Source organism: Roseburia sp. AM59-24XD (genome assembly GCF_003478445.1).
Taxonomy (GTDB): domain Bacteria; phylum Bacillota; class Clostridia; order Lachnospirales; family Lachnospiraceae; genus Jutongia.
In genome coordinates this window covers 14,998-41,647 of the sequence record NZ_QUET01000022.1, presented here as the reverse complement: position 1 = coordinate 41,647, position 26,650 = coordinate 14,998, and the positions used below count along the sequence as shown (strand labels likewise).

Sequence of the window (26,650 nt, the reverse complement as noted above, 5' to 3'; positions counted from 1 at the left end):
GCATGGTTACAAAATGGCAGAAGATAACAATACCACGACAGACAACTCCGATTACGAGGAAATCTGCTATCTGTGCAGACGTCCCGAGAGCAAGGCAGGAAAGATGATCCATATTCCGAACAATATCTGCATTTGCCCGGACTGCATGCAGAAGACCTTTGATTCCATGGGAAGCATGAGCGGCTTTCCGGGAATGATGAGCGGCATGCGCCGTATATGGACATGTTTAACGGCAATCAGAACATGTTCGAGGAGATTCCGAACAATCAGAAACTCAAAAAGAAAAAGCATGAAGAGCCGAAGGCGGAGGAGAAGACAGAGAAGCCGGAAGAAACGAAGGGTATCGTTGATATCCACCACCTTCCGGCACCACATGTCATTAAGAAGCATCTGGATGAATATGTCATCGGTCAGGACTATGCCAAAAAGGTAATGTCCGTGGCGGTGTACAATCATTACAAGCGTGTTCTGACGGACACGATGGATGAGATCGAGATTGAGAAATCCAACATTCTCATGGTGGGTCCGACCGGCTGTGGTAAGACCTATCTGGTCAAGACGCTGGCGAAGATCCTGCAGGTACCGCTTGCGATCACGGATGCCACAAGTCTTACAGAGGCAGGCTACATCGGTGACGATGTCGAGAGCGTGCTTTCCAAGCTGCTTGCCGCTGCGGACAATGATGTCGAGAAAGCAGAGCACGGCATTATCTTTATCGATGAGATTGATAAGATCGCCAAGAAGCGCAATACCAACAGCCGTGATGTCAGCGGCGAGTCCGTACAGCAGGGCATGTTAAAGCTTCTGGAGGGCAGCGAGGTTGAGGTACCGGTTGGTGCCACGAATAAAAACGCCATGGTGCCGATGACAACGATCGATACAAGAAATATCTTATTTATCTGTGGCGGAGCATTTCCGGAGCTGGACAAGATCATCAAGAAGCGTCTTACCAGTCAGGCATCCATTGGCTTTCAGGCGGAGCTTTCCGATGCCTATGATAAGGATGAGAATATTTTATCCAAGGTCACCGTGAGGATCTGCGGGAGTTTGGTATGATTCCGGAGTTTCTCGGACGTCTGCCGGTTATCTTTTCACTGCAGGCAATGACAGAGGAGATGCTCGCCCGCGTTATGACAGAGCCGAAGAATGCGATCTTAAAGCAGTATCAGAAGCTTTTGCTGCTCGATGAGGTCGATCTGCAGTTTGATGCGGATGCCATTCAGGCAGTTGCCGTGAAGGCAGCCGAGAAAAAGACAGGTGCAAGAGCGTTGCGTGCGATCATCGAGGATTTCATGCTGGATATTATGTATGAGATCCCGAAGGATGATATGATCGGTCGTGTAACGATCACAAAGGACTACATCGAAAATCACGGTTCGCCGAAGATTGAGATGAGGGAAAGCGGTGAGGCAACGCTTCTGACACAGCGCAACGATTAAGTGCATATATTATCTATATGCGTGAAGGCGGACGCTATGTGAATGCGCCTGCGAGTGAGAAAAAGCACAGCTTTTTCGAACCCTTTGCTTTCACGTAGCATCTTAGTATAAGGAGCACTGTTGTGGATTGTCAGGACAAAATATATTCCGAAGAATATGAAGATTATATCGTGGAGTACGGCAGCTGGTCGGAGCTGGTGTCGGAGCAGTATCAGACGGACTGTTACCAGCTGGCAGATTTCCGGTTTGCCGTTGTTTATCTGGAGGGCAGTGCGGTCGATGAGAGCCGCAGAAATGCAGAGCTTGTGATACCACGATGCTTTGGTCTTCTGAGTTCAACACAGACGTTAGAGGAGACAGGGGCGGCGAGAGTCAGGAGACAGTCGCAGTTAGAGCTTTTCGGACAGGGTGTAATGTTCGGGATTGTTGATACGGGGGATGGAGTTTGATAAACAGAGCAATGGGGAAAGGTTTGGTGTTAAACAAAATGAATGAAAGATATTATCAGGAAGCATGTGCAGTAATGAACGAGGTCAAAAAGGTAGTGATCGGTAAGGATGAGTGTGTCCGTCTCGCGATGGCGGCGATCCTTGCAGGCGGTCATATCCTGATCGACGATATACCGGGTGTCGGTAAAACAACACTTGCGATGGCATTTGCGGGAGCTATGGAGATGGACAGTCACCGTATGCAGTTCACGCCGGATGTACTCCCGGCGGACATCCTCGGATTTTCCATGTACGAAAAGGCACAGGGAGCTTTTGTGTATCAGCCGGGTGCGATCATGTGTAACCTGTTTCTGGCAGATGAGATCAACCGCACCTCGCCGAAAACACAGTCGGCACTGCTTGAGGTTATGGAGGAAGGCAATGTCACAGTGGACGGTGTGACAAGACGTGTTCCGGAGCCGTTTGTGGTAATTGCGACGGAGAATCCGGTCGGAAGCGTCGGAACCCAGCTTCTGCCGGAGTCACAGCTTGACCGTTTCATGATCTGTATGACCATGGGATATCCGGATGCCGAGAACGAGATTGCGATCGCAAAGGGAAGAAGCAACGGCATACAGCTTGACGATGTACAGGGAGTTATTCCGGCACAGGAGCTTATCCTGATCCGGGCAGAGGTTGAGAATATTTATCTGCACGATGAGATCTATTCTTATATTGTAGATCTTGCAAGAGCCACCAGAGAGCATTCGCTTGTGGAGCTTGGTATGAGTCCGCGTGGAACCATCGCACTTGCAAAGATGGCAAAGGCGGCTGCATTCCTGTCAGACCGTGACTTTGTTGTGCCAAACGATGTCACCGAAGTATTTAGTGCTGTGGTGGCACATCGTCTCGTATTAAATTCCAAGGCACGTGTTGGACATGTATCCACAGATACCGTGCTGGAGCAGATTCTTTCCAGCGTTCAGAAACCGAAGGTCAGAAAATAATCGGAGAGGCGTGTGATTCCATGAAAAGACTCATCACATATTTGATCGTGATCGCGTTGACATTTTATACAGCGGTGCTTTATGGAGCACCAGTTTTCTGATGCTGTTTTATGTGGAGCTTGCCCTGCCGTTCTTTCTGATGCTTACTCTCCTGCCGGCAATGCGCAGTCTGAGACTTACAATGGAGCTGCCGATTCCCGTGGTAGAGCAGGGACAGAAGGTGCCGGTATTACTGCGGGTGCGCAACGGAAGCTTTCCAATCGGAGGAAGGATTGCGGTGCAGGTGAAAGGAACGCTGCCGATGGGACAGAAAACAGAGAAAACCTGGTTCTATTCACATCTGACGGGCAGCAAAAAGGAAGCCGTCATCAAGACAGAATATCATGCCCGCTGCGTCGGTAATATCCATATGGAGATCGGGAAGGTCTGGTGCTATGATTTTCTCGGACTTGTCGCAGTGCCGCTTTCTGCGAAGTACTGGAAGGCACTGAAGCCGGAGACGATGCTCGTTTTGCCGAGAATCTGCGAGGTTCCGGTGATGGTCAGCCGCCAGAGCCGTGATTTTGCGGGGGAGAGCGAGGATTATTCCAAAGAACGCGGCGGAGATGATCCGTCCGAGGTGTTCAAGATCCGTGATTATCAGCCGGGAGACAAGCTTCGCAGCATTCACTGGAAGCTGACAGCCAAGACGGACGAAATGATGGTTCGCGAGCAGTCACTGCCGCTGGGCTGTCCGGTCGATTTCTATCTGGATCTGTATCAGCCGGCGGGGCATCATGGCAGAAAGCATGAGACAAAGCGCGACAGTTATCTGCAGATCATCGCTTCGATCAGCCATTCGCTGGTGTTAGAAGGATGCCGTCATCATGTCATCTGGTTTGACAGTCAGAGAAATGATATCTGCAGATACCGGATCGAGAAAGAGGAAAATATATACGAAATGCTGTTTCGTCTGGGGCAGCTTCCGGTGTATCACAGCCGGAAGGAGCTTACTGAACTTTATCGGCAGAAATATCATGAGATGCCGGGTATTACGACATTGGAGCTTGACACAGAGCTGGTGCTCAAGCTGAATGGCGAGACACAGGCAAGATACAGCGGGGATGTTTCCGATATCGAGAGGCAGCTTGGCGCGAAGAAATTAGTTGTTTAGCGGAGGGGACAGGCCGCTTGTAAATAAAGGGGGAATATCATGAAAAGAAAGCCGTTCGTTATGCAGGGAATCTGTCTTTTCATGCAGCTTTTCGGAATGCATCTGTGTGTGTATTCCATCTTTCTGAAAGCAGGAAGCTTATATAAATTTGCCATTGCACTTGCGGTGGCGTCGATCTGGTTTACCGTGCTTGCAGCGGCACCGCTCCGGCGTCTGGAGCATAAGGTAAAGAGCCGGTATAAGATTCCGTTTGTGAAGTATCCGGTGGCGGATCTGTTTCTGCTTTTTACTCTAATAATATGGGGGATTTTGACAGTCCGATATCTGGGACACATCAAAGCAGATATGACGACACTGACGGATGCGGTCGCGCATCGTCAGAGACAGTATAATTACGGTGTATCCGGTGCATTTCAGCCGTATGCGGACCGGTATCACGGAGCCGTTGGAACATGGATCGTTCTGGATCTGGAGCTTCTTGCCGGACTGTTTATGTCACGGGTGTATGCACACCGTCACGGCATGTTCTGGGGGACACTGCCTGCGGCACTTCTTGTAGCCTGTGGTCTTCTCTGGGGAAAGGCGCCGACCATACCGGCAATGATCCTTCTGATCGCCGGTATTCTGGGAACACAGATGTGCTACGATGAATTTCATGTAGGCGGTTCCAGACATTTCCGCCAGATCAGTGTTTCCATTGTGCGTCACCGTTTATTCTATCCGATCATGTTAGTATGTATTCTGGTGCTGTTTGGAGCAGGAGCCAGACTGTCGGTAGCAACGAAGGATCAGGCGTTGCAGGGAGAGGAGAAGCTCCTTAAGACGCAGCACACCATGGAAAAGCAGATTGTGAACTTTGGGGTGCGGACCGTGCAGAAGATTCAGGCACTTCTTGGCATTGAGCAGCCGGGTGTGCTTACCAATACTTCCCCGAAATTTACCGGGGAGACCGTGCTTACGCTGACCGTAGACAAGAAACCGACGGAAGATATTTATCTGCGCGGTTTTATCGGCACAAGATACGAAAACGGCAGATGGAGCAATTCCAAGAAAAAGAAAATATCCGGTCTGTTTGGAACCGAGACCTGCTATCAGCTTCTGACGCAGGATTATAACGTATATCAGGCAAGAAAGCTTGCTTCGGACAACCGATCAGTATCGTATCAGGAATATCTGGCAGATCCGGATTCGATGGGGCAAAAGAACGCCATGCATATGAAGATCAAATATGAGAAGGGCAACCCGACAACGTTTGCGTACTTTCCATATTTCTCCAAGCTGGATGAAAGCTCCATGGGAACGCTGATGCTTGATTACGACAAGGGCTTCCGGCGCAGCGATGACGTCAGCGAATACGAGGTGCTTACCCAGAAAACAAGAATGGGTCTTCGTTTTCAGGCAAGCTCGGCGGGACTTCTGCAGAAGGAATGCGTTCCGTATTATGCCGGGGAACGATTGGGAAATCAGGAATCCGTTACGATATATGAGACAGACGATGACAATTTCGGCTCGAATAAGCAGCAGATCACGGATGGGGAAGATATGCCGTCGTTAGAGGACGGAAAGTACTATGTTGCCGTATCGGATCCGAATCTCGGCAGGTATTTCCAGTATGTGTTAAGTGAGGATCTGTGGCTGCCGGGTGGTCTGACACAGACGAAGCAGCTTGCAAAGGATCTTCTGGTCAATTATGTTCCGATCACGAAGACCACCGGAAGCGGAAGAACCATTTTCGTATCTCCGGATCAGACGATCAAATCGCTGCGAATCTATCTGAATGAAAATACAAAGTACAGTCAGACGCTGAAGGCAAAGGAAGTCGGTACCGATTATGTGGAGAATTTCCTTTTCGTGCAGAAGCTTGGTTACTGTGAGCATTATGCGACAGCAGGAGCTGTGCTGTTTCGTGCGATGGGAATCCCATCCCGCTATGTGTCCGGTTACCGTGTACCGGCATCAGACTTTGTCGACAACGGGGATGGAACCTACACGGCGAAGGTGCTGGATCAGGAAGCGCATGCGTGGACGGAGGTCTACAGTCTGAGCAGCGGCTGGACCGTGGCGGATATGACACCAAGCGCACAGGATGCGACCGGTCAGATCAACAACAACGGATCCGGATTTACCCAGACCGCACCGACCGAGGAGCCGGATTACGGCGATGACACCTCCTTGAGAATGATCCGCAGAGCAGCGAAAAGGCAGCGCAGGATCCTTCTGAAACGGAAGAACCTGAGATCACCGAGGAACCGGCTGCGACTGAGCATGCCGACGGACAGAATGGCGGAAGCAGCGATCAGATGGACGCATCCTCAGACGGAAGCAGTTCCGGTACATCCGCCGGAAGCGATGCAGGCAGGAAAGCACTTTCTCCGAAGCAGAAGAAAATCCTGCTTGCCGTGACAGGAACGGTGGCAGTCTTACTGCTTCTGTGGCTGATCTGGTACAGCCAGCGTCTGCGCAGAAGATACCGTCTGCGAAAATGTCATGGAGGCGGTGCATATCTTCTGGAGTTGAACCATCAGCTCGAGCAGGTGCTTCGCTGCTGTGGCTTTGGCAAGCCGGAGCACATGACCGATCAGGAATATCTTACGCTTCTTAGCGGGCTTGATCCGAAGGGCGTGGAGAGCGGCATGACAGGGAGGTATTTCCGTCAGCTTGAGAGAGCGCGGTTTGACAGAGAGTGCGGTTCAAAGGAAGAGATCAGAGACTGTGTCCGCTTTGTCAGGGGCGTGAAGCGGGCAGCACTTGCATCGGCAGGAACCGGGCGGAAATTCTACGCCGGACTTCGTGCATGGAAGTGATAAATAGTGTATGGACATACGAAAAGATATTTACCACTAAATGATGGATTGCACTATTGCGAAGCAATTATATAAATAAAATTTTATCGCACACCAGAGGGGATTGATTACACGATCCCCTCTTTTTTGAATGCTGATGGAACGACAAGGATCTATTCCATTTGGGATCAGAGCATTCCGTATGTCCCGAATTCGGGACAGGAGGGCGGACTGCCGGAGGAGCTTTCCTATGGCACGGAATACGGAAGAGAAGCCATCAACCGCGCGCTGCAGTCGGCAAATCCTTACGATATCGTACCGAGCAGAGATACCGAGGGACATGGAACCTTTATGGCGGGCGTGGCATGCGGCAACGAAGATGCGGCACAGGAATTTTCGGGAATCGCTCCGTTGGCGGAGCTTGTCGTTGTGAAATGCAAAGCTGCCAAAAGAAACATCCGTGATTATTACGGGATCGACCCGGATGTGCCGTGCTTTATGGAAAATGATATTATGCTGGGGATCCGCTATCTGGCAAGGATCGCCTATCGGCGCAGAAAGCCGATGGTCGTGTGTATCGGCATGGGAACAAGTCTCGGAAGCCATTACCGGGGAGGGGCACTCGGTCATATTGCGCAGTCCTATGGCGATCTGAGGGGCTTTGTTGTCGTGGCAGCAGGCGGCAATGAGGGAAACGAATCACACCACTATCATCAGGAGCAGCTTGCCGCCCGGGGAGAGACGGAGGTGGAGCTTCGGGTCGATCCTGCTGAGACCGACTTCACAACAGAGCTTTGGTGCAAGGCGCCCGGACTTTGCTCCGTGGCTTTGATCTCGCCCGGCGGGGAGTTCAGTGGCAGAATCTATGCCCGTGTCGGCGAACGGCAGATGATCCGTTTTCTGTTGGAAAAGACCGTTGTCTATATTGATTATCTGCTGGTTTCCTTTGAGAGTGGGGATGAATGCATCCGTCTCCGCTTCTTTGGTCCCGAGGAGGGGATCTGGCGGTTCCGTGTGTACAATGAGACGGACATTCCGGCGCAGTTTGACATGTGGCTGCCGATCCGTGAATTTATTAATAACGGGACTTATTTTCTGCGCCCGGATCCCAATACGACCTTGTGCGATCCGTCTAACAATTTGCAGATCATCACCGTTTCCTACTACGATGGTGCGAACCGGAGTGTGGCTGCGCAGGCAAGCAGGGGCTTTAATGTGCGAGGGGAGATTGCACCGGACATTGCGGCACCCGGCATCAATATCTACGGTCCGGCACCGGAGCCCGGCAATGTGGCGGCGGAGCCCGACAGACCGGTGCGCTATGTGAGCCGCAGCGGTTCCAGTGCTGCGGCGGCTGTGACAGCGGGGGCTGCCATTCTTCTGGTGGAGTGGGGGATCGTCAAGGGCAACGACATCAACATGGACACGGTCGGCGTACAGAAATACCTGATCCGCGGAGCAAACCGGGACGGACGCCGCTTCCCAAACGAAGAGTGGGGGTATGGCACGCTTGATCTGTACGGGGCATTCGAGGCTATTCGTCCGAAGCCATAATACGGCGCACATCCTCCATGTAAAACGCCAGTAAAAGCTCTGTTTTCTGGAGAGCCGTGTCCAGCGCAAAGATCCGGCGCAGCCGTTTGATCCGGAAATTCACGGTATTGCGGTGCATGAACAGCTCCTGTGCCACCGCCTGGATGCTGCCGTCATGCTCAAGCCAGCTTCGAAGTGTCTGGCGTAGCGTGGGATCCGTCAGCGGTGACAGAAGCTTCTCTGCCTGCGCAAACACCTCCGGATCATCGATGGCAAGTACCGTATTGTAAAGACCGATATTGCGAAAATGCGTCAGGGATTCGCTACGGATCCGGCTGACCGTCAGCGCACGTCCGGCATGCTTTGCCTGCACCGGCAGGGAATACGGCGAAGAAACAGGTTCACTCACCCCGCAGTGCGCCTCCTTCGGAACGGACGGAAGTGTGACAGAAGCATAATAAAACAGTTCTCCCATCCGCACATGGGCGTACCACGGGAAGGAAAGCTCCTGATCGCTCACCAGCAGAAAGCAGCCGCGGAAGCCCTCCAGCACGGGAATGTCCTTTTCGGAAATATTCATATGCAGGGCATGCTCCAGCGCCTCCGTGCGCAGATCCTGCGTCCGCTTCTCCGAGATGATCTCGTTGCAGTAGTCCTGCATGATATCCGCAATATGAACCTCCCATGGCATTGCAAACAGCGGGAAACGGTGCGCAAGACACCAGTCATTGACCTCCTGCGGGACAGAGCTGATATACGGTCCCATATTCAGGACAAGCCCACAGGCGTGCTGATCGGCAAGCTGCTGCACGAAAGGGAGAAGCTCGCCGGGCTTGGCGGTCTCCATACCGGTCGTGATGATCAGCTCATTGCCGCGCAGGAAGCTGCAGTTGCTGCGGTCCTCCACGAGATGCACCCAGGAGATCAGACGGTCCAGATTCGCGGTCGGCGTCAGCAGACAGAGCTGATACTTTGACTGGGTGTGATGATAAAAATATTCTAGAGTTAATGCCATAGTGCTTCCCCCGTTTCCGTAAATATTCGTGATATTTCGACTACTCAGATAACATTCCTGTAAATTTTCATGAGATTCCGGATAATTTCTGCTTCTAAGGATCAGTATACATGAATTGTGCTGACAGCACAATAACTTCCCGGATGATTATGCTAAAACACATAGAATACGCCAAAATATTGTGCTAAGATTTCTGATATCAAAAGAAAAGCAAATTACATGCAAGGAGGAATCTGATATGTTAAGAGAAGCGTTACCTAAGATTATTACGGAGAGTGTACCGGGCCCAAAGTCAAAGGCCCTGATCGACAGAAGACATGCAGCAGTTCCAGATGCCATCGGCTGTGCTTATCCGGTTGCGATCAAGCGTGGTGAGGGAGCCATGGTGGAAGATCTGGATGGCAACTATTTCCTTGACTGGGTCGGAGGCGTCGGTGTCCTGAATGTCGGATACAGCCAGCCGGCTATGGTAGAAGCTGTCAAGGAGCAGGCAGAGAGATTCTTCCACGGTATGTTTAACATTGTGACACATGAGGGCTACGTTGCACTGGCAGAAAAGCTCAATGAGATCGTTCCGGTCAAGGGCGGTAAGAAGCGTACCTTCTTCGCCAACAGCGGTGCCGAGGCAGATGAAAATGCCGTCAAGATCGCCAGAGGTTACACAAAGCGCCCGAACATCATTGTATTTTCCGGTGCCTTCCATGGCCGTACCGAGCTGACCATGACGATGACCTCCAAGAAAGCATATGCCACAAGCATGGGACCTCTTTCCCACGGCGTATTCCGTGCGAGATTTCCATATCTCTACCGGAAACCGGCAGGAATGCCGGATGATGCGGCAATTGATTATTACATCAGCTCCATTTACGATGTCTTTGAGGAGTGCGGTGCTGCAGACACGATCGCAGCAATCGTCGTAGAGCCGCTTCAGGGTGAGGGCGGTTTCATCCCGGCACCGATCGAGTGGGTCAAGGCAGTGCGTAAGATCTGTGATGACAACGGAATCCTTCTCGTAGCCGATGAAGTACAGGCAGGCTTCTGCAGAACAGGCCGCATGTTTGCTTCCGAATACTGGAAAGAGGCAGGCTGCGCACCGGATATTCTGGCAACCGCCAAGTCCATTGCCGGTGGTATGCCGCTGAGTGCCATTGTGGCAAGAGAAGAGATCATGCAGGCAGTTCCAGCAGGCACGATCGGCGGAACCTACTGCGGTAATGCCGTTTCCTGTGCATCCGCGCTCAAGGCGATCGAGATCATGGAGAAGGACGATCTCGCCGGACGTGCGATGGAGATCGGCAAGAAGGTCACAGCACGCTATAAGGCAATGAAGGAGAAATACGGTGTGATCGGCGATGTCCGTGGACTTGGTGCCATGATCGGTCTGGAGTTTGTCAAGGATCAGGCATCCAAGGAGCCAAACCCGGCACTCGTCAAGGATCTCGTACAGGAATGCGCTGCCAACGGACTGATCGTTGAGAGCGCCGGAATCTACGGAAATGTCATCCGTTTCCTTGCTCCGCTTGTGATCACCGATGAGCAGCTTGAAGCAGGTCTTGATATTATGGAGGCTGCCATTGCGAAGCTGACTGCATAGAGAAAGGAACGAAAACGAATATGAAAGAATTAATGATAAAACCGGAAATCTATCATTTTGACAAGGTGCGGGAATTTGCGGAGGAATTTCAGATCGGCGAAGGAGATCTGATGGTCACAAACGAATATATTTACAAGCCGTTTTTCGGAGATCTGGATCTGAAATGCGATGTGATCTTCCAGGAGAAATACGGACAGGGCGAACCCTCCGACGACATGGTTGAGGCAATGTACAAGGATATTAAGGGACTGCACAAGCGTGTGATCGCTGTGGGCGGCGGTACCGTGATCGATATTTCCAAGCTGTTTGCATTGAAGGACGTTTCGCCGGTACTGGATCTGTACGATGGAAAGATCCCTCCGGTCAAGGACAAAGAGCTTGTGCTTGTGCCAACCACCTGCGGAACCGGAAGCGAGGTAACGAACATTGCGATCCTTGCACTCAACAGCCGCGGCACCAAGAAGGGACTTGCCGTTGACGAGATGTACGGTGACAGCGCAGTGCTTGTGCCGGAGTTGTTAGAAAGCCTGCCGTTCGGCGTATTTGCCACAAGCTCCATTGACGCACTTGTGCATGCGGTCGAGTCAAGTCTGTCCCCGAAGGGCAATCAGACAACCCGCATGTTCGGTTACAAAGCGATCGACATGATCTTAAACGGTTATAAAGAGATTGCCGCACATGGTCCGGAGGCGAGAAAGCCGCTTCTGCCTCAGTTTCTGATGGCGAGCAACTATGCCGGTATCGCCTTTGGCAACGCCGGCTGTGCCGCAGTGCATGCCATGAGCTACCCGCTTGGGGCAACCTATCATGTGCCTCACGGAGAGTCCAATTATGCGATGTTTACCGGAGTCATGAAGAACTACATGGAGATCAGGACGGACGGCGAGATTGCAACGCTCAACCGTTTCATTGCGGACATTCTGGGCTGCTCCACAGAGAATGTGTACGAGGAGTTAGAGAAGCTTTTGAATCATCTGATCCAGAAGAAGCCGTTGCATGAGTATGGCATGCGTGAGGAAGAGATCGAGGAGTTTACGGATTCCGTCATCGAAAACCAGCAGCGCCTGCTTGCCAACAACTTTGTACCTCTGGACAGGGAGCGTATGATCAAGATCTACCGCGAACTGTATTAAGATTGTTAAGTCATGGGGGATAACCGGATGAAGAAATGGTCCGGTTATCCCCCTATTTTTGCGTCTGCTATAGGGACATCACTTTTCAACATAATGATGGAGTGGAAGGTAAAATTATCGGAATCAAAATAAAACTGCGATTCGCCATGATATTTCTCGACAACACGCTGCACGCTTTTTAACCCATAGCCGTGCCGGAGCTTATTCGGCTTGGTCGTAAACAACTGTTTATTCGCCGTGAACGGATTGCTGCGGCAGCTGTTGATCAGTGTGATCACGATCATATTTGCATTATGATGCCGGATATCAAGTTCAATGGAGGCGCGGGGAATGTTCTGCGTTGCCTCCAGCGCATTATCCAGAAGATTGCCAAACAGCGCAGTAATATCATGCTCGGACAAAAGATCGGCACAGCCGGAACGGATATCGGTGATCAGAGTCGTATCGCTGCTACGGGCTTGCTGCTTTGCGCGGTAAAGAATCGCATTTAACAGCTTATTATCGCAGAAGCGGACAGATTCCTGCAGATCCGAGGACTGCACGATCTGGTCAATATATGCCGTGATCTTATCGTACTCCTTATTCCTGGCGAGGTTGGAGATTGTCAGCAGATGCCTGCGGATGTCATGGATCAGGATCTTCTGCTTCTCATCCTGCGCATACAGGGAATGAAAATACTGCGTGGTGTCGTGCTCCTTCTGCAGCAGGAGCTGTAATTCCAGAAACTGCCGGTTCTTTTCCTGAACCATGGTCTGATACCAGGCAAGGAAAATATTCATGACCAGCAGCAGAAGCGTGCATACGGAGATCAGCACGTCCAAATAAAAGCTCAGACCGATATTCATGCAGACGTTTGTAAAAACAATGGCGATCCCACACGACATCAGAGGGACAACATTTAAGACCAGAGAGCTTTTGTCATAAACCAGCTTTCGCGAAAACCTCTTCTGGATATAATACGAAGTAAACTGCAGAATGAAGAAATAAATCAATTTGCTGATCACAGACAGGATCACAACATTGCGGAAATAGGTGCGTTCATTATAAAAGTCCGGCGCAAAATAAGAGAGAAGACTGATGATGACAAGCTCGCTGAGCACCATGGTGATCGTGATAAACAGAGAGTGAAACAATGCTGTCAGCGGTTTCAGGTCATATGCCAGATACAGAAAGATCACATGCACGGACAGAAACAGGATCAGATTCAGCGTGAAATTCTCCTGAAAAGAGCCCGCAAATAAAATGAAATATCCGACCGTCAATGCCGTGATCCGGAAAGCAGCAGAGCGTTTCCCGGTAAAAAGATTCCTGCAATACTGCAATAAAATGCATGCCTCCAAAAAATAAATAACTGCGTAGCAAATAGTAATCGACATCCTTCTACCTCGTACTTTCTAAATAAAGCAAATACTTTTCCCTTAATTCGGAATATTTGCGTCTGGTCAGATATGCCGTGTACCGGTCACTGCATAAATGGATCAGCGAGTGATCAAAATGGTCAATGTATTTCATGTTGACGATAAAGCTCCGGTGGCAGCGGAAAAAGCAGGGGAGGGACAATTCTTCATCCCAATAATCAATACTATTAATGGATTCCAACTCGCGCTGCAGCGTGTATAGAATCACTTTTCGTGCCTGCGCCTCTACACAGATGATCTCATACGCATTGTAGGTGTACAGCCCATCCTTTGTCTCGATCGCGATCGTGGTACTTAAGGTGTTGTACAGGTGGAGTGCTTCCTTCAGGTTGTCATAGAGTCTCTGGGGATTCAGAGGCTTCGTCAGATAACGGAACACATGAAAACGCATCGCATCATCGAGATATTCCACATATGAAGTGATGATAAATATAATGGTGTTTTTATTCTGTTCCTTTAATGCCTTGCCAACATAGATGCCGTTTAGTCCGGCCATCTCGATATCAAGAAATACGATATCCTTAGAACCGGTATCGGCAAGAAGTGCCTCTCCGCTTTCAAAGCTGACAATATCCGGAAGCTTGCTGTGCAAGCTGGTGAAAAACTGTCTCAGTTGACGGGTAAGCTGCTCAATCTGCTCCCTGTCGTCATCACAGATCACAATTCGCAAAAAAACACCTCCTGTCCGAAATGAAACATTATATGAAGCCTACGGATTGTCCGGATCCCTGGTCCAGGCAGATTGATTGCGTGTTACCATCAGCTCAACGATCTGCTCCAATAGCTTCACATCCTCCTCACTGCACAGCTGCAGCTTGTCGATGATATTCTGAGGGATATGATCGGAATGCAATGCCCCCAGTAAAAGATAATCGGGAAACACACGAAGAATGCTGCATAGTTCCACGAACTTATCAAGGCTTAGTCCGGTTCGCCCATTCTCAATGGAAGAAAGATGATTCTTGGAAAAGCCAAGCAGCCCGGCAATCTCTCGCTGGCTGTAGCCCAGTTCCCGGCGCCTGAGCCGGATGCGGTGTCCAATCGTCTCCTGTTGAATGTCCTGCATGGGGATACCTCCTCTTCTTTCCAGTATATCACAACTTCGACCGCAAAAAAAGTCTGTATCACAGAATAATTCCGTCAAAGTTGGAAAAACAGGTAACGATTTCGCAGAACAGTTCCGTATGACATGGTCAAAATCGCCCAAAACACCCCCAAATGACCCAAAATGGCGTTTTTGTGTCGTTTCGTGCAAACCCCATCGATTTGTTCTTGAAAAAGTAGTAAAATTTAATTGTCTGGAGCAGATTTCGGACAAATCTCTACATACTCAATTTTATACAAGGAGGTATACAACTATGAATCTTAAGAAGAAAGTTGAAAGCAAGGCGGCTGAACTTACAGCCAGAACACTCACTCACGTTTTGCGTACAGAGGCTAATTCTACAGCCTGCTTCGTGGTTTATCAGCCCAAAGCACCAAAAGAGCTGGGACGTTTCCGGAGAGAAAAATAGTGGATCGTCTATTGTCAGAATTAACGGACTGGCTGATTCACAACCGTGCCATTTCGTCTGACGATAAAGAATTGTACGAATACGCAATTTATAGTTTTATCATCTCTACTGTACCGTTGGTGATCTTTCTGGTCATCAGCGGTATTATTGGTATGTTTCCGGAGGGCTTTCTGATCATCATGCCGTTTATGGTGATCCGGAAATTTGGCGGCGGGTATCATGCAAAGCATGCGTATATCTGTATGATCATGTCGACCGGACTTCTGGCAGGGTGTCTGTATGTCGTGTCCCATTTCTCAGGAAGCCGTTTGATACCGTTATTCTTACTCGTCAGCGGAATAAGTATTGCGATAAACAGTCCTATTGACCATGAAAATAAGAGATTAACGGAACAGGAAAAGATGCGTTATCAGCGCACAACGATCGTTTTGGTTCTTGCTGCCTGTTTTGTTTCTGTCGTTATGAATGTAATGGGATACAACCGTTATTCGTCCTGTGTGGCGCTCGGAGTGATATTGACCGGTGTGCTGCAGCTGCCGGTGATTATCCGGAAGATAATGCGATGATATCGTGCCGTGCATTATACACAGAGGATTGGAAGCGTGTCTTACACGGATTGTATGAACCGTAATCTACAGGGTGGAGTAGAAGGGTTTTAACGATGCAAAATCATGGTAACAACAGCACATTTGAGTATGTAAAATATCAGGTGCCGCTTTCCGGGGATGGGTTCGGAAAGTGGCATAATTTAAAAATTTAAAAGATCATTTATAAAGATACAAATTTATTATAATTCAGCAGGGTTAAAGAGGACAAAATGTTTAATATAATTTTTAAATAAAACATGTTAGTAGTACTGTTTTGATTGCATATGTATGTTAAAAGAGTGGAGAAAATGAAATGAAAAAAAACATATATGTAATTTGTGTAGCGACAATTTTAGGATTGATATTTTTATATTATAAATCAGCTATTGATAAAAAAATAGATTCCAGTAGAATTCATTTGAAATATTTTACAAATGAAAGTAATGATAAAGAAGATATCTCCTCGGAAGTGACGGAATGGAACAGATACGAAGTGTATCCTGTCAACAGTGAAGTAAGCGATGCCGTGTGGCTTCAAACGCGATTTCAAATAAATCGAATAAAGACGTGGAATGGAAAAGACAATATGCATCAGCAATATATTATTTTTAATAGGGAAAAAGGGCTTTTACTGGAGGAGATAACGAGCGATGTTTTTGGTGGAGATTTTGACGGTGATGGGGAAGATGAGATTATTGTTGTCTCGACCCAGGGCTATGGCATGGTAACGTTATGCATCAATGTGCTGAAAATAAGTAAGGATGATCTTCGAATCAGTAATAGGATTCATCTTATGTACAATGTGAGAAAACTTCAAAATAATAAAATATGGATTTCGGAAGGGCAGGTTGAAAAAGACCACATATTGTTAAAATGTGCAAATAAAGAGATTAGTATTGTATGTACTCAAAAACAGAACATAATTGCAAATGTGGGAGGAAAGCAGAGTAATGTGGTTAATGAGGATGAAATAGAAGTAGAGAATGTGACGGATAATTTAAAAAAAGGATTTCATAAAAACATTTTAATTAAATAGTTTCGACACGAAGAACAAGTGAGAGAACTGAAAAGCAGAAACTATCGAAGAGTATCCGGATATCATCAATATACGAGATATCAAAGAAGATACAATGATGTGTGGAGCAATTTGGATGATAATACGGCATTACTTATAACAACATCAGGAAGTGTTGGTAATGGAAAAGTTGTGGCATTATCTTATGACAATCTAAGGAAAAATGCGGAGGCGATCATACAGTCGCTTGAGATAGATCATCATGATATGGCAGGGCTTCTGCTTCCTATATCATAGTGCATTTTCGCCATATACGATTTTTATTGCAGGTGTAGGATATACTCTGAAGTTAAACAATCTTAGAGCCTATGGAGAAAGCAATGGATATACAAATGAGGGACTGGAGTCGATCAGTACAGATGTATATCGCGTGAATTACAATCATAAGGATCCGTCTTTACGGGTATTTAATAATGAGACAGATTACGTATATTATGATTATTTTATATGTTAAGAAGGAGGAGTGCACATGAAAAAGATATTGCTTGGGATGTTTCTTGCGGCTGCCGCTATTTTCGTGGCGGCAGGCAGTGGATTTGACAGCACGGGGAATAAGCCGATTTCCGGTCTGGATGCACCCAAGGTACAGGCTGAGGAAGAGCCACATGGACCGACATCGACGCTGTCTCCGCTTCAGAAAGAGATGCTATCTTTGAAGCAGGATGGACTATGCTATTATAAGACAACGGCAGGAGATGAGTGGATTCATCCGGAAAAATATGGATTTGAAGCGACAGATACGATTTATGAGTTGTTTGCATTTGAGCAGGAATTTGATGCGAACGGCAATCCGAAATATACAGATATTGTTGTACCCAGGGAGATTGATGGGGGTACGGTAATAGACTGTAACAGCTTTTATAATCATTACGAGATAAAAAGCCTGCGGGTTAAAGCAGCATATAGTAGCTGGCGCGTTTATTCCACCCAATCGTATGAAGAAGATTATGTGGAATCTCGTGTTTTAGGCTGTACCAACCTTGAGTATTATGAAATGGCGGAGGATACAGTGTATTTGGATAAGTGGCAGTTAGAGGGATGCAATTCATTGAAGACGATCGTTATTCCGAAAGGTATGAAGAAGATTTTTGCCAATACATTTAGTAGATGCAAAAAACCGGAGAAAGTTATATTTAAAAAATTTTCTAATCTGGAAATCATAGGGGGAGTGAAAAAAATACCATGGTGGCGGAAACAACATACGAAGAAAAACGGAATGGTTATCTATAAAAATTGCCTGATTGATGCTGGAAAACGTGAAGGAACATTGACTATTCATGGAAATAAGATAAAAAAGATAATGGGGAATGCATTTGCAAACAGCAAGGCAGAAACAATCAAGGTGACCGGTGCACCGAAATTGTGTATGTGGACATTTGATGATTGTAATGCAAAAAAAATAATTCTTGGAAAGAAAATAAATGTGATTCCGTACCAGTGTTTTGGGGGCAATGATAATTTGAAAGAAGTACATATTCTTTCAAAAGGGAAAATTATATGGGGAGTGGACTTGTATGGGAATTATCAAGGATTGGATATGTATACCCCAAAGTCCCAAAACCTCGATATTTATATACATAGTGATAAGTTTCATACGGGATCGGTAAAGAAATGGGGTTGCGGCAAGAACGTAACCGTACATGTCCCGAAAAAGGTAATGGCAAAGTATCGCAAATATACGAAATGTAAGGTGGTAGCGCTTTAAAACATCAGCATTGTATGATAGATGATAATTCAAAGAGAGAAAGACTATAGGAAGAGGGAGGTCGTATTATGAGAAAGATACTACTTGGAACGTTTCTCGCTACAGCTGTCATTTTTATAACAGCCGGCAGTGGGCTGGACAGCGGGGAAAACAAACTGATTTCCAGTTTAGACGCACCCAAGGCGCAGGCAGAGGAGATACGGGGACCGGCAGCGACGCTGTCCCCGCTTCAGAAAGAAGCGATATCTCTGAAGCAGAACGGACTCTGCTATCATAAGACAACGGCGGGAGAATCGTGGTATTATCCGAAGAAACATGGATTTGATGTGTCAGATCCGGTTTATGAACTGATCGCCTTTGAACAGGAGTTTGATGCGAATGGAAACGCGAAATATACGGATATCGTAGTACCTAAGGAGATCGATGGGATTCCGGTAAAAGACTGCAACAGCTTTATTGATCACTATGAGATAAAAAGCCTGCGGATTAAGGCGGCATATAGCGGATGGAGTGAATATTCCACCCAATCAGACGAAGAGGACATTATGTTCTGCCGTGTATGTGGATGCAGCAACATGGAGTATTATGAGATGGCAGATGATACAGACTCCTTGGAGTGGGTGGATCTGATGGGATGTAAGTCGTTAAAAACGATCGTGATCCCTAAGGGAATGAGGACGATAGAGTCAGAAGCCTTTAAGGATTGTGTGAACTTGAAAAACATTAAATTTGATAAGTTTACAAATCTGGATTATGTGGGTGCATTAAAAGATTTGCCATGGTGGATGGAGAAGCATACACAGAAAAACGGAATGGTCATTTACCAAAAAGGTCTTGTGGATGCCGAAGGGGAAGGCAGCACGATTGTTATTCGGAGGAACCGGGTAAAAAAGGTATTGGCAGATGCATTTGAATACAGTCTGGAAAGTACGATCCGAGTGGAGGATGAGGTAGAGTGGAGTGAATATGCTTTTAGTGATTGTGAAGCGAAAAAGATCATTTTTGGTAAGAAGGTCAGTAAGATTCCAATCGGCGAATGGTATTCCGGTCATACTAAAAAAATTTATTGTATGACCAAAAAGAAAATTAAATGGGGATGGAAAAAGGATGGAAAGTATCAGGGCATAGATTGGAATGCTAATGGAATTAAAAGGGATCTTTATATACACAGCGAGAAGTTCCACGCTGCATCCGTCAGCAAATGGAGGAATTGTAAGGATCTGACGGTGCATGTCCCGAGAAAGGTGATGGCAAAGTACCGGAAATATACAAAGTGTAAGGTGGTAGCTCTTTAACACGGGAAAAGTTTGTCTCACGGAATAGTTCCGTCACAGTTGGAAAAACGGGTAACGATTTCACGGAATAGTTCTAAAATACATGGTCAAAATCGCCAAAAACACCCCAAAATGACCAAAAATGGCGTTTTTGTGTCGTTTCGTGCAAACCCCATCGATTTGTTCTTGAAAAAGTAGTAAAATTTAATTGTCCGGAGCAGATTTCGGACAAATCTCTACTGTACCGTTGGTGATCTTTCTGGTCATCAGCGGTATTATTGGTATGTTTCCGGAGGGCTTTCTGATCATCATGCCGTTTATGGCGATCCGGAAATTTGGCGGCGGGTATCATGCAAAGCATGCGTATATCTGTATGATCATGTCGACCGGACTTCTGGCAGGGTGTCTGTATGCCGTGTCCCATTTCTCAGTAAGCCGTTTGATACCGTTATTCTTACTCGTCAGCGGAATAAGTATTGCGATAAACAGTCCTATTGATCATGAAAATAAGAGATTAACGGAACAGGAAAAGATGCGTTATCAGCGCACAACGATCGTTTTGGTTCTTGCTGCCTGTTTTGTTTCTGTCGTTATGAATGTAATGGGATACAACCGTTATTCGTCCTGTGTGGCGCTCGGAGTGATATTGACCGGTGTGCTGCAGCTGCCGGTGATTATCAGGAAGATAATGCGATGATATCGTGCCGTGCATTATACACAGAGGATCGGAAGCGTGTCTTACACGGATTGTATGAACCGTAATCTACAGGGTGGAGTAGAAGGGTTTTAACGATACAAAATTATAGTAACAACAGCACATTTGAGTATGTAAAATATCAGGTGCCGTTTTCCGGGAGGGGTTCGGAAAGTGGCATGATTTGAAAAATTAAAAGATCATTTATAAAGATACAAAATTATTATAATTCAGCAGGGTTAAAGAGGACAAAATGTTTAATATAATTTTTTTGGATAATAATCTGCAAGATTTACAGAGAACAAAGGAATATCTTGAGTCTGTACAGAGCGAGATAAAATATGATGTTAATATAAAATATTGTCATGAAGAAAGTCAGATGTTTCAAATTTTAAATGCAAAAACCTCTCCATACGATATATTTGTGACAGATATAAAAATGCGGAATTTATCGGGCATAGATATTGCCCAAAAAATTAGGGATGAGCAGAAGAATGCAATAGTGATATTTATGACTTCCTATACGAAGTATGTGTATCAATCTTTTGAGTATGCAGTGTTTCGTTATATTCGAAAGGATCATATGAATGAGGAATTGCTGCCGGCATTACAAGCAGCGTGTGAAAAACTTGCAGTTTCCAGACGAACATATATCATTATTAAGAATACCCAGGGAATTCAAAAAGTAAAGAGCAGTGATATTATGTATTTTGAATTAGAAAACAGAAAATGTATTATTTATACCAGAGAGGAACGGATAGAAGCATGGAAGAATATAACACAGTTAAAAAACGAATTGGGGGAAGAGGTTCAGTTATTCATAGAGATATACAGAGGATGTATGGTGAATAAAAAACATATAAAAAAGGTTTGGAAAAATGAGAATAAACTGGTTCTTGACAATAACATTGAGTTGTCCATCAGTAGAAGAAAAAAGAAAGTCGTTGAGGAGACAATGGTTGAATATTGGAATAAGCATAAATAGTGGGAAATAAGTATATCATGAAACGTCTATTTGGTTTGATGAGGTTTTGTAGTATGCAGTATTAAGAAAAGCTTAAATAACCAATATGACAATCAGAATGACCGAATAGATAATGTATGACATTTGTAATAAAATATGTGTTAAAATAAACAACAATTTACGCAAGAAACATTCACAAGAAAAACAAGGAGGTAGCTTTATGAAAAGAATCGTATCAATGGTAACCGCAGGAGCGTTGATCGCAACACTGATCGTGCCTGCTAATGTGGTTTCCACACAGGCAAAAGTGAAAAAGCAGACAATTTCACTGACGGTTGGAGCAGTGAAGAAACTGCAGGTCAGCAAATCATTCGCAAAGAAAAATGTGAAATGGAAAAGCAGTAACAAATCGGTTGTCACCGTGAACAAATCCGGCAAAATCAAGGCAGTATCTGTTGGAAAAGCCAATGTCACAGCAAGAACAACCGGGAAAAAGGGTCAGCTTGCCGCTAAATTTGTGATCAAGGTGACAAAGAAAAAGGTAGAAGCAACGACAGCTCCGGCAACGACAACGGCACCGCAGGTAACACAGACGCCGGTTGCAACGCAGGCACCGGTTACAACACAGTCGGCAGCACCGCAGGTAACACAGACACCGGCACCAACGACAACACCGACACAGTCACCGAATGCGGATCTGGATATTTCAAAGGAATCGATTGATCTGATCTATACGACTGCAGAAGCAGCATATGCAGCAAAGAAACTCGAAGCCAAAGCATCAAAGAACAATAAGGTAGCGGCAGTTGCAGAGAAGTTAAAGAGTCTGGATGATGAGTATTTCCAGAAGAATACGGTTGCATTGGTAGGAGTGCCGGTTACCGATGGTTATGATGTAACATTAACTTCCACAGAGCAGAAGGATCAGGACATGGTCATCAATCTGCAGGCAGATTGGACAGCGAAAGATGGGATTGTCACAACTGTAATAGAAACGCAGTATGTTTTGGTGGAGCTTCCGTGGAGACTTCCGGGGATTGATACTGTAACGACACAGTTGACATATCATAATGACATGAGTTCAGCAATGGACGGAAAAACGGTAGAGGTTTGTAAGATTAAGGTAGAATCGCTGGTTTGGCCGGAGAATTAAATGCAGAGAATTATTGTGCATAGCAGAAAAATCAAAGAATGAAATATTTAATAAAAGATTGTAAATAAGTCTCTTACCAAGAAACGCCCGTTCCGGTAAAATACTGGTTCGGGCGCTTCTTCTATCTTTAAATTTATATTACGGATTGTTCTAAAAATCAAAATAAAATAACCAGTTAGTCAATAAAAGATACCTAATAGACGATGTATGACATTTATGAATAGAAATGTGTTAACATAAAAACAGAAAGGAGGAATAGAATATCAATAAGGCTGTTGAAAGAATAGTAAATGTTTAGAAAAACAAACGATTAACAATATAATATCGGTATCTATGTTTTGTTTTTGGAAATGAATGTTCCTAACAGCTTCAAAAAGTATCACAGAAGAAACAAAAGCTTAGTTAAAAAGAGCAAAGAGAAATGGAGGGATGTAAAAAGAAGATTTAAATCTGGTAAAATGACAGTTTTGATGTTATATGACAGCTCATGCCAGAAAATATTTGACAGCAACTTATTTATAATTAAAGTTATTTATTTTGAAGGGAGATATGTATTATGAAAAAATTTAAAAAAACTATGAGTGTTTTGGCGGTAGCATTAATTGCAGCATTAGGGATCGGAGGTGCCAATGTAGGAGCGACAAGCTGGGCGGTTTCTCATGCAAATTATTCGGGTGCACCTAGTTCTGAAGGTGTTGCAAAAAGCATTATTGTTAAGCAGCGAGCAAAAGGTGCAACTGCAACGTGTAATTATAGCACTCACACGAATAGCAAGGCTACAACGGGTTATACATATATTCGCTGTGAAAATTATACTATGACTAAGAAAACAATAACGAATACAGGTAAAGCTACTTGCAACCCAAGTGTGGGAAGTCCGATTGCTAACATTTCGGTACAGTATAAAGTGTCTGCTTATACTCCGACAACAAATGATACATACAATTCTCAAGGAAACATTGTGGCAATAAATTAATAGCAAGTAATAAAGGATAAGTTTTTATAATAACAAGATCCACCAGATTCACATTGTTATGAGGATCTGGTGGACAAAATTATATAGGTATTATTAGGGGGAAGCTTATGAAGAAGACAACAATATACCTGACATTGTCAGTAATCGTGCTCCTTTGCTTTACCGGCTGCGGTGGAGGAAAGAATCATGGAACAGAGAGCAGGAGGCAAGTAGATAAGACATCCGCAGTAGATTTGCATATCAGCGATGACAAGGTGATAGATACGATCAATTCCTGTTCGAATCTTCAGGCCTCAAAGGAACTTTCCGTGAAGCTTCCATCAAAGAAGACGAGTGTATATCAATATACTGCCGATTATAACTTTGATGTGGATATGAAAGATTATGACAGTGAGTTTCGAGAAATGTTTCGATATTTATTCCCGGATCATTCTATGAATGAGAATCACCTGCTGTATAGTGGCGGAAGTTCGAAGCTGGAGTATGATGACGAGACGGGAGAACTTGTTCAGGATTATAATAAGGTGAAGGACTGGAAGGATCAGATTCTTTCCGGGAAAGAAGGACGAGTTTATTATATTTATGATGATACATGGAATGAAAACATGACGGAGTGGAAGCCCTCTGTTTGTCTGGAGCTTGGTAATCCGATCGGGTATGGGTACGGAACGGTTAATAAAGGGAAAACAGTTGCCCTCAATGGCAGTAAAGTTGAAAATGATGATACGCATGAGAAAGTGTATCCGGGACTGGATGGATATGATCCATCGGCTTACTTAGAATATGTTGCATCATATTCTCCGGACAGCACCGAGAAGTACCAGTTAGAGGATCGTAAAATTGCTGTCTGCGATGCGGTAAAATTTCTGGAAAAGTACATAAACAGTCTTCCAGGTGCAGGAGACAAGACGGCGAAAACAGTTGTGACAGAGGTGGATGTATACCGTGTAACAAAAAATATCTATGGATATAATATGATAACGACGAAGGAGTATGAGGGGATTCCTTTTGATTATATGAGAGCAGGAGAATATGAGGGACGTCTGGGATATGACAAGTATTCTTCGCTGATCGGTAACGCATTTATGGTAGAAAGTAAAGATGTCGATATTATAGATGGCTTTTATCTGAAGGAAAATGCGGTCAATAGAACAAATCTGTCGGAGATTATATCATTAGAAAGTGCGATCAAATCTGTCAGCAGCCAAATGACAGAGCATATCAAATTTAAGGTGAATGAGATTGAACTTGTCTATGCACAGCAATTTGCCAGAACAAAGAATGGATATATTGATACGGAGCATTCGTCTGCAAAGATTACGCCGGCATGGAAGATTACACTGGAAAATACAAACGATGAAATGACATATGTCTGTTATCTGGATGCGGCAGACGGACAAAATTACCGGTATGCCATGATACCGACAAAGTGGTGGAAAGGGAACGGAAAATGATACTGCGGAATATCAAAACGGATTTTCGGAAAATTCTGAGTGGATATGGTTTTTATCTGTGTATTATCTTTACCTGTCTGCTGTGTTTTGCGGCATACATTTATGAAGATGGCGTTACAGGAAACAAGTATTCTGTATTCCGCTCGCTGCTGACCTTTGACCGGCAGTTTATGTTGGATGATACAATGTTCTGCTCCTTTGAGGTTGTCCGGAATGGTGCGGGAAACTGGCTGTTTTTGTTTGTCCCGATCATTGCTTCCTTTGCCTTTGTGCCTCTGGTCTGCGATGAACATGAAGCGAAATCGGTACGTTTCGAGGTGTTTCGGACGAATCGGTTTTGTTATTATACATCCCGGTTTATGACAGGCTGTTTATGCGGAGGACTTGCAGTCATGATTGGATTTATCATTTTTGTGCTGGTCGTTCATGCGTTATTTCCATCTATCAACGCATACAGTCCCGAGTTGCAGACGCAATACAAAGAAATGATGGCAGCAATACATATACAAATTTCGGGCACACATTATATTCAGACGATTATGGTTAAAGTCGGCGGAATGTTTTTGTATGGTATGTTTTGGGCGGCACCGATTATGATGATGACAGCTCTGATCCGCAACAAATATCTGGTAATGTGCATTCCGTTTTTTATAAAATATGGAATCAACCAGACCTGCGAAAAAATACGATGGCGTATGTTGGAAGATCCGGAAAAAGTAAGTACATGGCTTCGGCGTATGACTGCATTTCTGGATCCGGATCAGTTGACGGATCTGGCAGGGAGTGGAAGTCAGATCGGAGAAGTACTGCTATACCATGGTTTGCTGGTGCTGTTTTTCTATATTGTGTATCTGGTGGTGCAAAGCAGGAGGGTTGATTGCGGTGAATAAAAGTATAAAGTGTATTCTGGCAGTTGCCAGAAGCGAATACATCAAATGGATTACAAACCCGAGAGTTATCATTGTGCCGGTTTTGCTGGTGTTTATGCGGATCCTTGCGGTGGAACCGCTGTTGACCCGGGCGGCAAAGCTGGGAGCGGAGCTGGAACGGATGGAGCCGTTCGTTGCAATCGGCAATTCGGGAATGCTGGTCATGCTTATGCCCTGTGTGTTTCTGGTACTGATCAGTGATTATCCGAAGGTGACAGGTAATACATTATTCTTCTTGCAGAGAACAGGGCGGTTTAACTGGTTTGCAGGGCAGCTTGTGTTCCTTATGATGACGATTCTTACATATCTGGGGGTTGTATTTGGAGGAAGTCTTTTGATGACAGGCGGTGATTTTACCGGAAGATGGAGTGATGTTGTTACGAAGTACAATGCAAATTTTCCGGATGAAGCAAACAGCTTTACTGCCCGGCTTTTGCCGTCCAATCTGTATAATCAGATTCCGCTGCGTGTGACGGTGATACAGACATTGTGTATGATGTGTGCATATTTGTTTCTGATCTGCCTGATCATTTATTTCTTTAAATTAAAACATGTTCAGACACTTGGACTTCTTGTGGCAGTTTTTGTGATCGCTGCCGGTGTTGTTACATGTTCATTGAAAACGGATACAATGTGGCTGTTTCCGATGGCAAATACGATTATCTGGCTGCATTATGATACGATTCTGAATGCGCCGAAAATGCCGGTGTGGTGTTCGTTTGCTTATTTTATGATTGCTATCGGTGTGATGCTGGTGCTTACTGCCCGGGCAGTGCATCGGATGGAATTATTTAATGTCGAACAGGTGGAATAAGGAGCTGT

At 45.8% G+C, this 26,650-nt stretch carries 25 protein-coding genes and 1 pseudogene; 22 read left to right on the top strand and 4 right to left on the bottom strand.

The features are described 5' to 3' along the window. Window positions 1-13 precede the first annotated feature (13 nt). From clpX to DXA20_RS11340, 7 genes and pseudogenes are all read left to right on the top strand, one after another. Window positions 14-1,439 (top strand): annotated as a pseudogene (gene clpX, locus DXA20_RS18445) (ATP-dependent Clp protease ATP-binding subunit ClpX). Window positions 1,440-1,561: 122 nt separating this feature from the next. Next, window positions 1,562-1,888, top strand: a complete 327-nt coding sequence (locus tag DXA20_RS11365; RefSeq protein ID WP_118560882.1) for a hypothetical protein — start codon at window positions 1,562-1,564, stop codon at window positions 1,886-1,888. Between the two features lie 38 nt (window positions 1,889-1,926). Next, on the top strand, window positions 1,927-2,874 hold the full coding sequence (locus tag DXA20_RS11360) for an AAA family ATPase (protein WP_118560880.1): 948 nt from the start codon (window positions 1,927-1,929) through the stop codon (window positions 2,872-2,874). A 100-nt stretch (window positions 2,875-2,974) separates the two neighbouring features. After that, window positions 2,975-4,027: a DUF58 domain-containing protein gene (locus tag DXA20_RS11355; RefSeq protein WP_118560878.1), complete on the top strand. Its 1,053-nt coding sequence runs from the start codon at window positions 2,975-2,977 to the stop codon at window positions 4,025-4,027. A gap of 39 nt (window positions 4,028-4,066) precedes the next feature. Continuing rightward, window positions 4,067-6,430 carry a transglutaminase-like domain-containing protein gene (locus DXA20_RS11350; RefSeq protein WP_118560876.1) on the top strand — a complete coding sequence of 788 codons (2,364 nt, stop codon included), beginning with the start codon at window positions 4,067-4,069 and terminating at the stop codon, window positions 6,428-6,430. Beyond that, entirely contained in the window at window positions 6,328-6,831 is a 504-nt protein-coding gene (locus tag DXA20_RS11345; RefSeq protein WP_147403746.1) for a hypothetical protein, read from the top strand. Before DXA20_RS11350 ends, DXA20_RS11345 begins: the two co-directional genes overlap by 103 nt. Before the next feature lie 126 nt (window positions 6,832-6,957). Then, window positions 6,958-8,364, top strand: a complete 1,407-nt coding sequence (locus DXA20_RS11340; protein ID WP_158577219.1) for a S8 family peptidase — start codon at window positions 6,958-6,960, stop codon at window positions 8,362-8,364. Here DXA20_RS11340 and DXA20_RS11335 read toward each other — a convergent pair. Beyond that, complete coding sequence (locus DXA20_RS11335) at window positions 8,345-9,358, bottom strand: PucR family transcriptional regulator (RefSeq protein WP_118560870.1); 1,014 nt, start codon at window positions 9,356-9,358, stop codon at window positions 8,345-8,347. The genes DXA20_RS11340 and DXA20_RS11335 overlap by 20 nt on opposite strands. 238 nt (window positions 9,359-9,596) lie before the next feature. On the opposite strand from DXA20_RS11335, the gene DXA20_RS11330 reads away from it, so the two are divergent. Further along, on the top strand, window positions 9,597-10,952 hold the full coding sequence (locus DXA20_RS11330) for an aspartate aminotransferase family protein (protein WP_118560868.1): 1,356 nt from the start codon (window positions 9,597-9,599) through the stop codon (window positions 10,950-10,952). Between the two features lie 20 nt (window positions 10,953-10,972). Beyond that, complete coding sequence (locus tag DXA20_RS11325; protein WP_118560866.1) at window positions 10,973-12,085, top strand: 4-hydroxybutyrate dehydrogenase; 1,113 nt, start codon at window positions 10,973-10,975, stop codon at window positions 12,083-12,085. Window positions 12,086-12,129: 44 nt separating this feature from the next. Here DXA20_RS11325 and DXA20_RS11320 read toward each other — a convergent pair whose 3' ends face one another. Genes DXA20_RS11320 through DXA20_RS11310 form a run of 3 tightly spaced genes read right to left on the bottom strand, consistent with a single transcriptional unit; the run spans window position 12,130 to window position 14,569 of the window. Continuing rightward, complete coding sequence (locus tag DXA20_RS11320) at window positions 12,130-13,461, bottom strand: sensor histidine kinase (RefSeq protein ID WP_118560864.1); 1,332 nt, start codon at window positions 13,459-13,461, stop codon at window positions 12,130-12,132. A 4-nt stretch (window positions 13,462-13,465) separates the two neighbouring features. Then, the gene (locus DXA20_RS11315) at window positions 13,466-14,164 is read right to left on the bottom strand and encodes a LytR/AlgR family response regulator transcription factor (protein WP_330420843.1); all 699 of its coding nucleotides are present in this window, start codon (window positions 14,162-14,164) and stop codon (window positions 13,466-13,468) included. A 48-nt stretch (window positions 14,165-14,212) separates the two neighbouring features. Continuing rightward, window positions 14,213-14,569 carry a helix-turn-helix domain-containing protein gene (locus DXA20_RS11310; RefSeq protein ID WP_243100636.1) on the bottom strand — a complete coding sequence of 119 codons (357 nt, stop codon included), beginning with the start codon at window positions 14,567-14,569 and terminating at the stop codon, window positions 14,213-14,215. 292 nt (window positions 14,570-14,861) lie between these two features. On the opposite strand from DXA20_RS11310, the gene DXA20_RS11305 reads away from it, so the two are divergent. From DXA20_RS11305 to DXA20_RS11245, 13 genes are all read left to right on the top strand, one after another. Next, entirely contained in the window at window positions 14,862-15,017 is a 156-nt protein-coding gene (locus DXA20_RS11305) for a cyclic lactone autoinducer peptide (protein ID WP_022306738.1), read from the top strand. Next, window positions 15,017-15,583 (top strand): accessory gene regulator ArgB-like protein, encoded by a 567-nt coding sequence (locus DXA20_RS11300; RefSeq protein ID WP_158577218.1) that lies wholly within the window; start codon window positions 15,017-15,019, stop codon window positions 15,581-15,583. The genes DXA20_RS11305 and DXA20_RS11300 overlap by 1 nt, the downstream gene beginning before the upstream one ends. Window positions 15,584-15,917: 334 nt before the next feature. Next, window positions 15,918-16,640, top strand: coding sequence for a hypothetical protein (locus DXA20_RS11295; RefSeq protein ID WP_118560860.1), 723 nt, complete (start codon window positions 15,918-15,920; stop codon window positions 16,638-16,640). Window positions 16,641-16,739: 99 nt separating this feature from the next. Continuing rightward, window positions 16,740-16,916 carry a hypothetical protein gene (locus DXA20_RS16215; RefSeq protein WP_158577217.1) on the top strand — a complete coding sequence of 59 codons (177 nt, stop codon included), beginning with the start codon at window positions 16,740-16,742 and terminating at the stop codon, window positions 16,914-16,916. A gap of 232 nt (window positions 16,917-17,148) precedes the next feature. Then, a complete protein-coding gene (locus DXA20_RS11285) occupies window positions 17,149-18,384 on the top strand; it encodes a leucine-rich repeat protein (RefSeq protein WP_118560856.1) in 1,236 nt (411 codons plus the stop codon). A 68-nt stretch (window positions 18,385-18,452) separates the two neighbouring features. Continuing rightward, on the top strand, window positions 18,453-19,679 hold the full coding sequence (locus DXA20_RS11280) for a leucine-rich repeat protein (protein ID WP_118560854.1): 1,227 nt from the start codon (window positions 18,453-18,455) through the stop codon (window positions 19,677-19,679). Between the two features lie 187 nt (window positions 19,680-19,866). Then, window positions 19,867-20,355: an accessory gene regulator ArgB-like protein gene (locus tag DXA20_RS11275; RefSeq protein WP_118560852.1), complete on the top strand. Its 489-nt coding sequence runs from the start codon at window positions 19,867-19,869 to the stop codon at window positions 20,353-20,355. Between the two features lie 250 nt (window positions 20,356-20,605). After that, window positions 20,606-21,337 carry a LytR/AlgR family response regulator transcription factor gene (locus tag DXA20_RS11270; RefSeq protein ID WP_022306740.1) on the top strand — a complete coding sequence of 244 codons (732 nt, stop codon included), beginning with the start codon at window positions 20,606-20,608 and terminating at the stop codon, window positions 21,335-21,337. A 199-nt stretch (window positions 21,338-21,536) separates the two neighbouring features. Then, a complete protein-coding gene (locus DXA20_RS11265; protein ID WP_158577216.1) occupies window positions 21,537-22,469 on the top strand; it encodes an Ig-like domain-containing protein in 933 nt (310 codons plus the stop codon). A 556-nt stretch (window positions 22,470-23,025) separates the two neighbouring features. Then, the gene (locus DXA20_RS11260; protein ID WP_022305838.1) at window positions 23,026-23,445 is read left to right on the top strand and encodes a hypothetical protein; all 420 of its coding nucleotides are present in this window, start codon (window positions 23,026-23,028) and stop codon (window positions 23,443-23,445) included. A gap of 107 nt (window positions 23,446-23,552) precedes the next feature. After that, entirely contained in the window at window positions 23,553-24,899 is a 1,347-nt protein-coding gene (locus DXA20_RS11255; RefSeq protein ID WP_118560848.1) for a hypothetical protein, read from the top strand. Further along, window positions 24,896-25,789, top strand: a complete 894-nt coding sequence (locus tag DXA20_RS11250) for an ABC transporter permease (protein ID WP_022305840.1) — start codon at window positions 24,896-24,898, stop codon at window positions 25,787-25,789. Before DXA20_RS11255 ends, DXA20_RS11250 begins: the two co-directional genes overlap by 4 nt. Continuing rightward, window positions 25,782-26,642, top strand: coding sequence for a hypothetical protein (locus DXA20_RS11245; RefSeq protein ID WP_022305841.1), 861 nt, complete (start codon window positions 25,782-25,784; stop codon window positions 26,640-26,642). The genes DXA20_RS11250 and DXA20_RS11245 overlap by 8 nt, the downstream gene beginning before the upstream one ends. The last annotated feature ends 8 nt before the right edge of the window (window positions 26,643-26,650 follow it).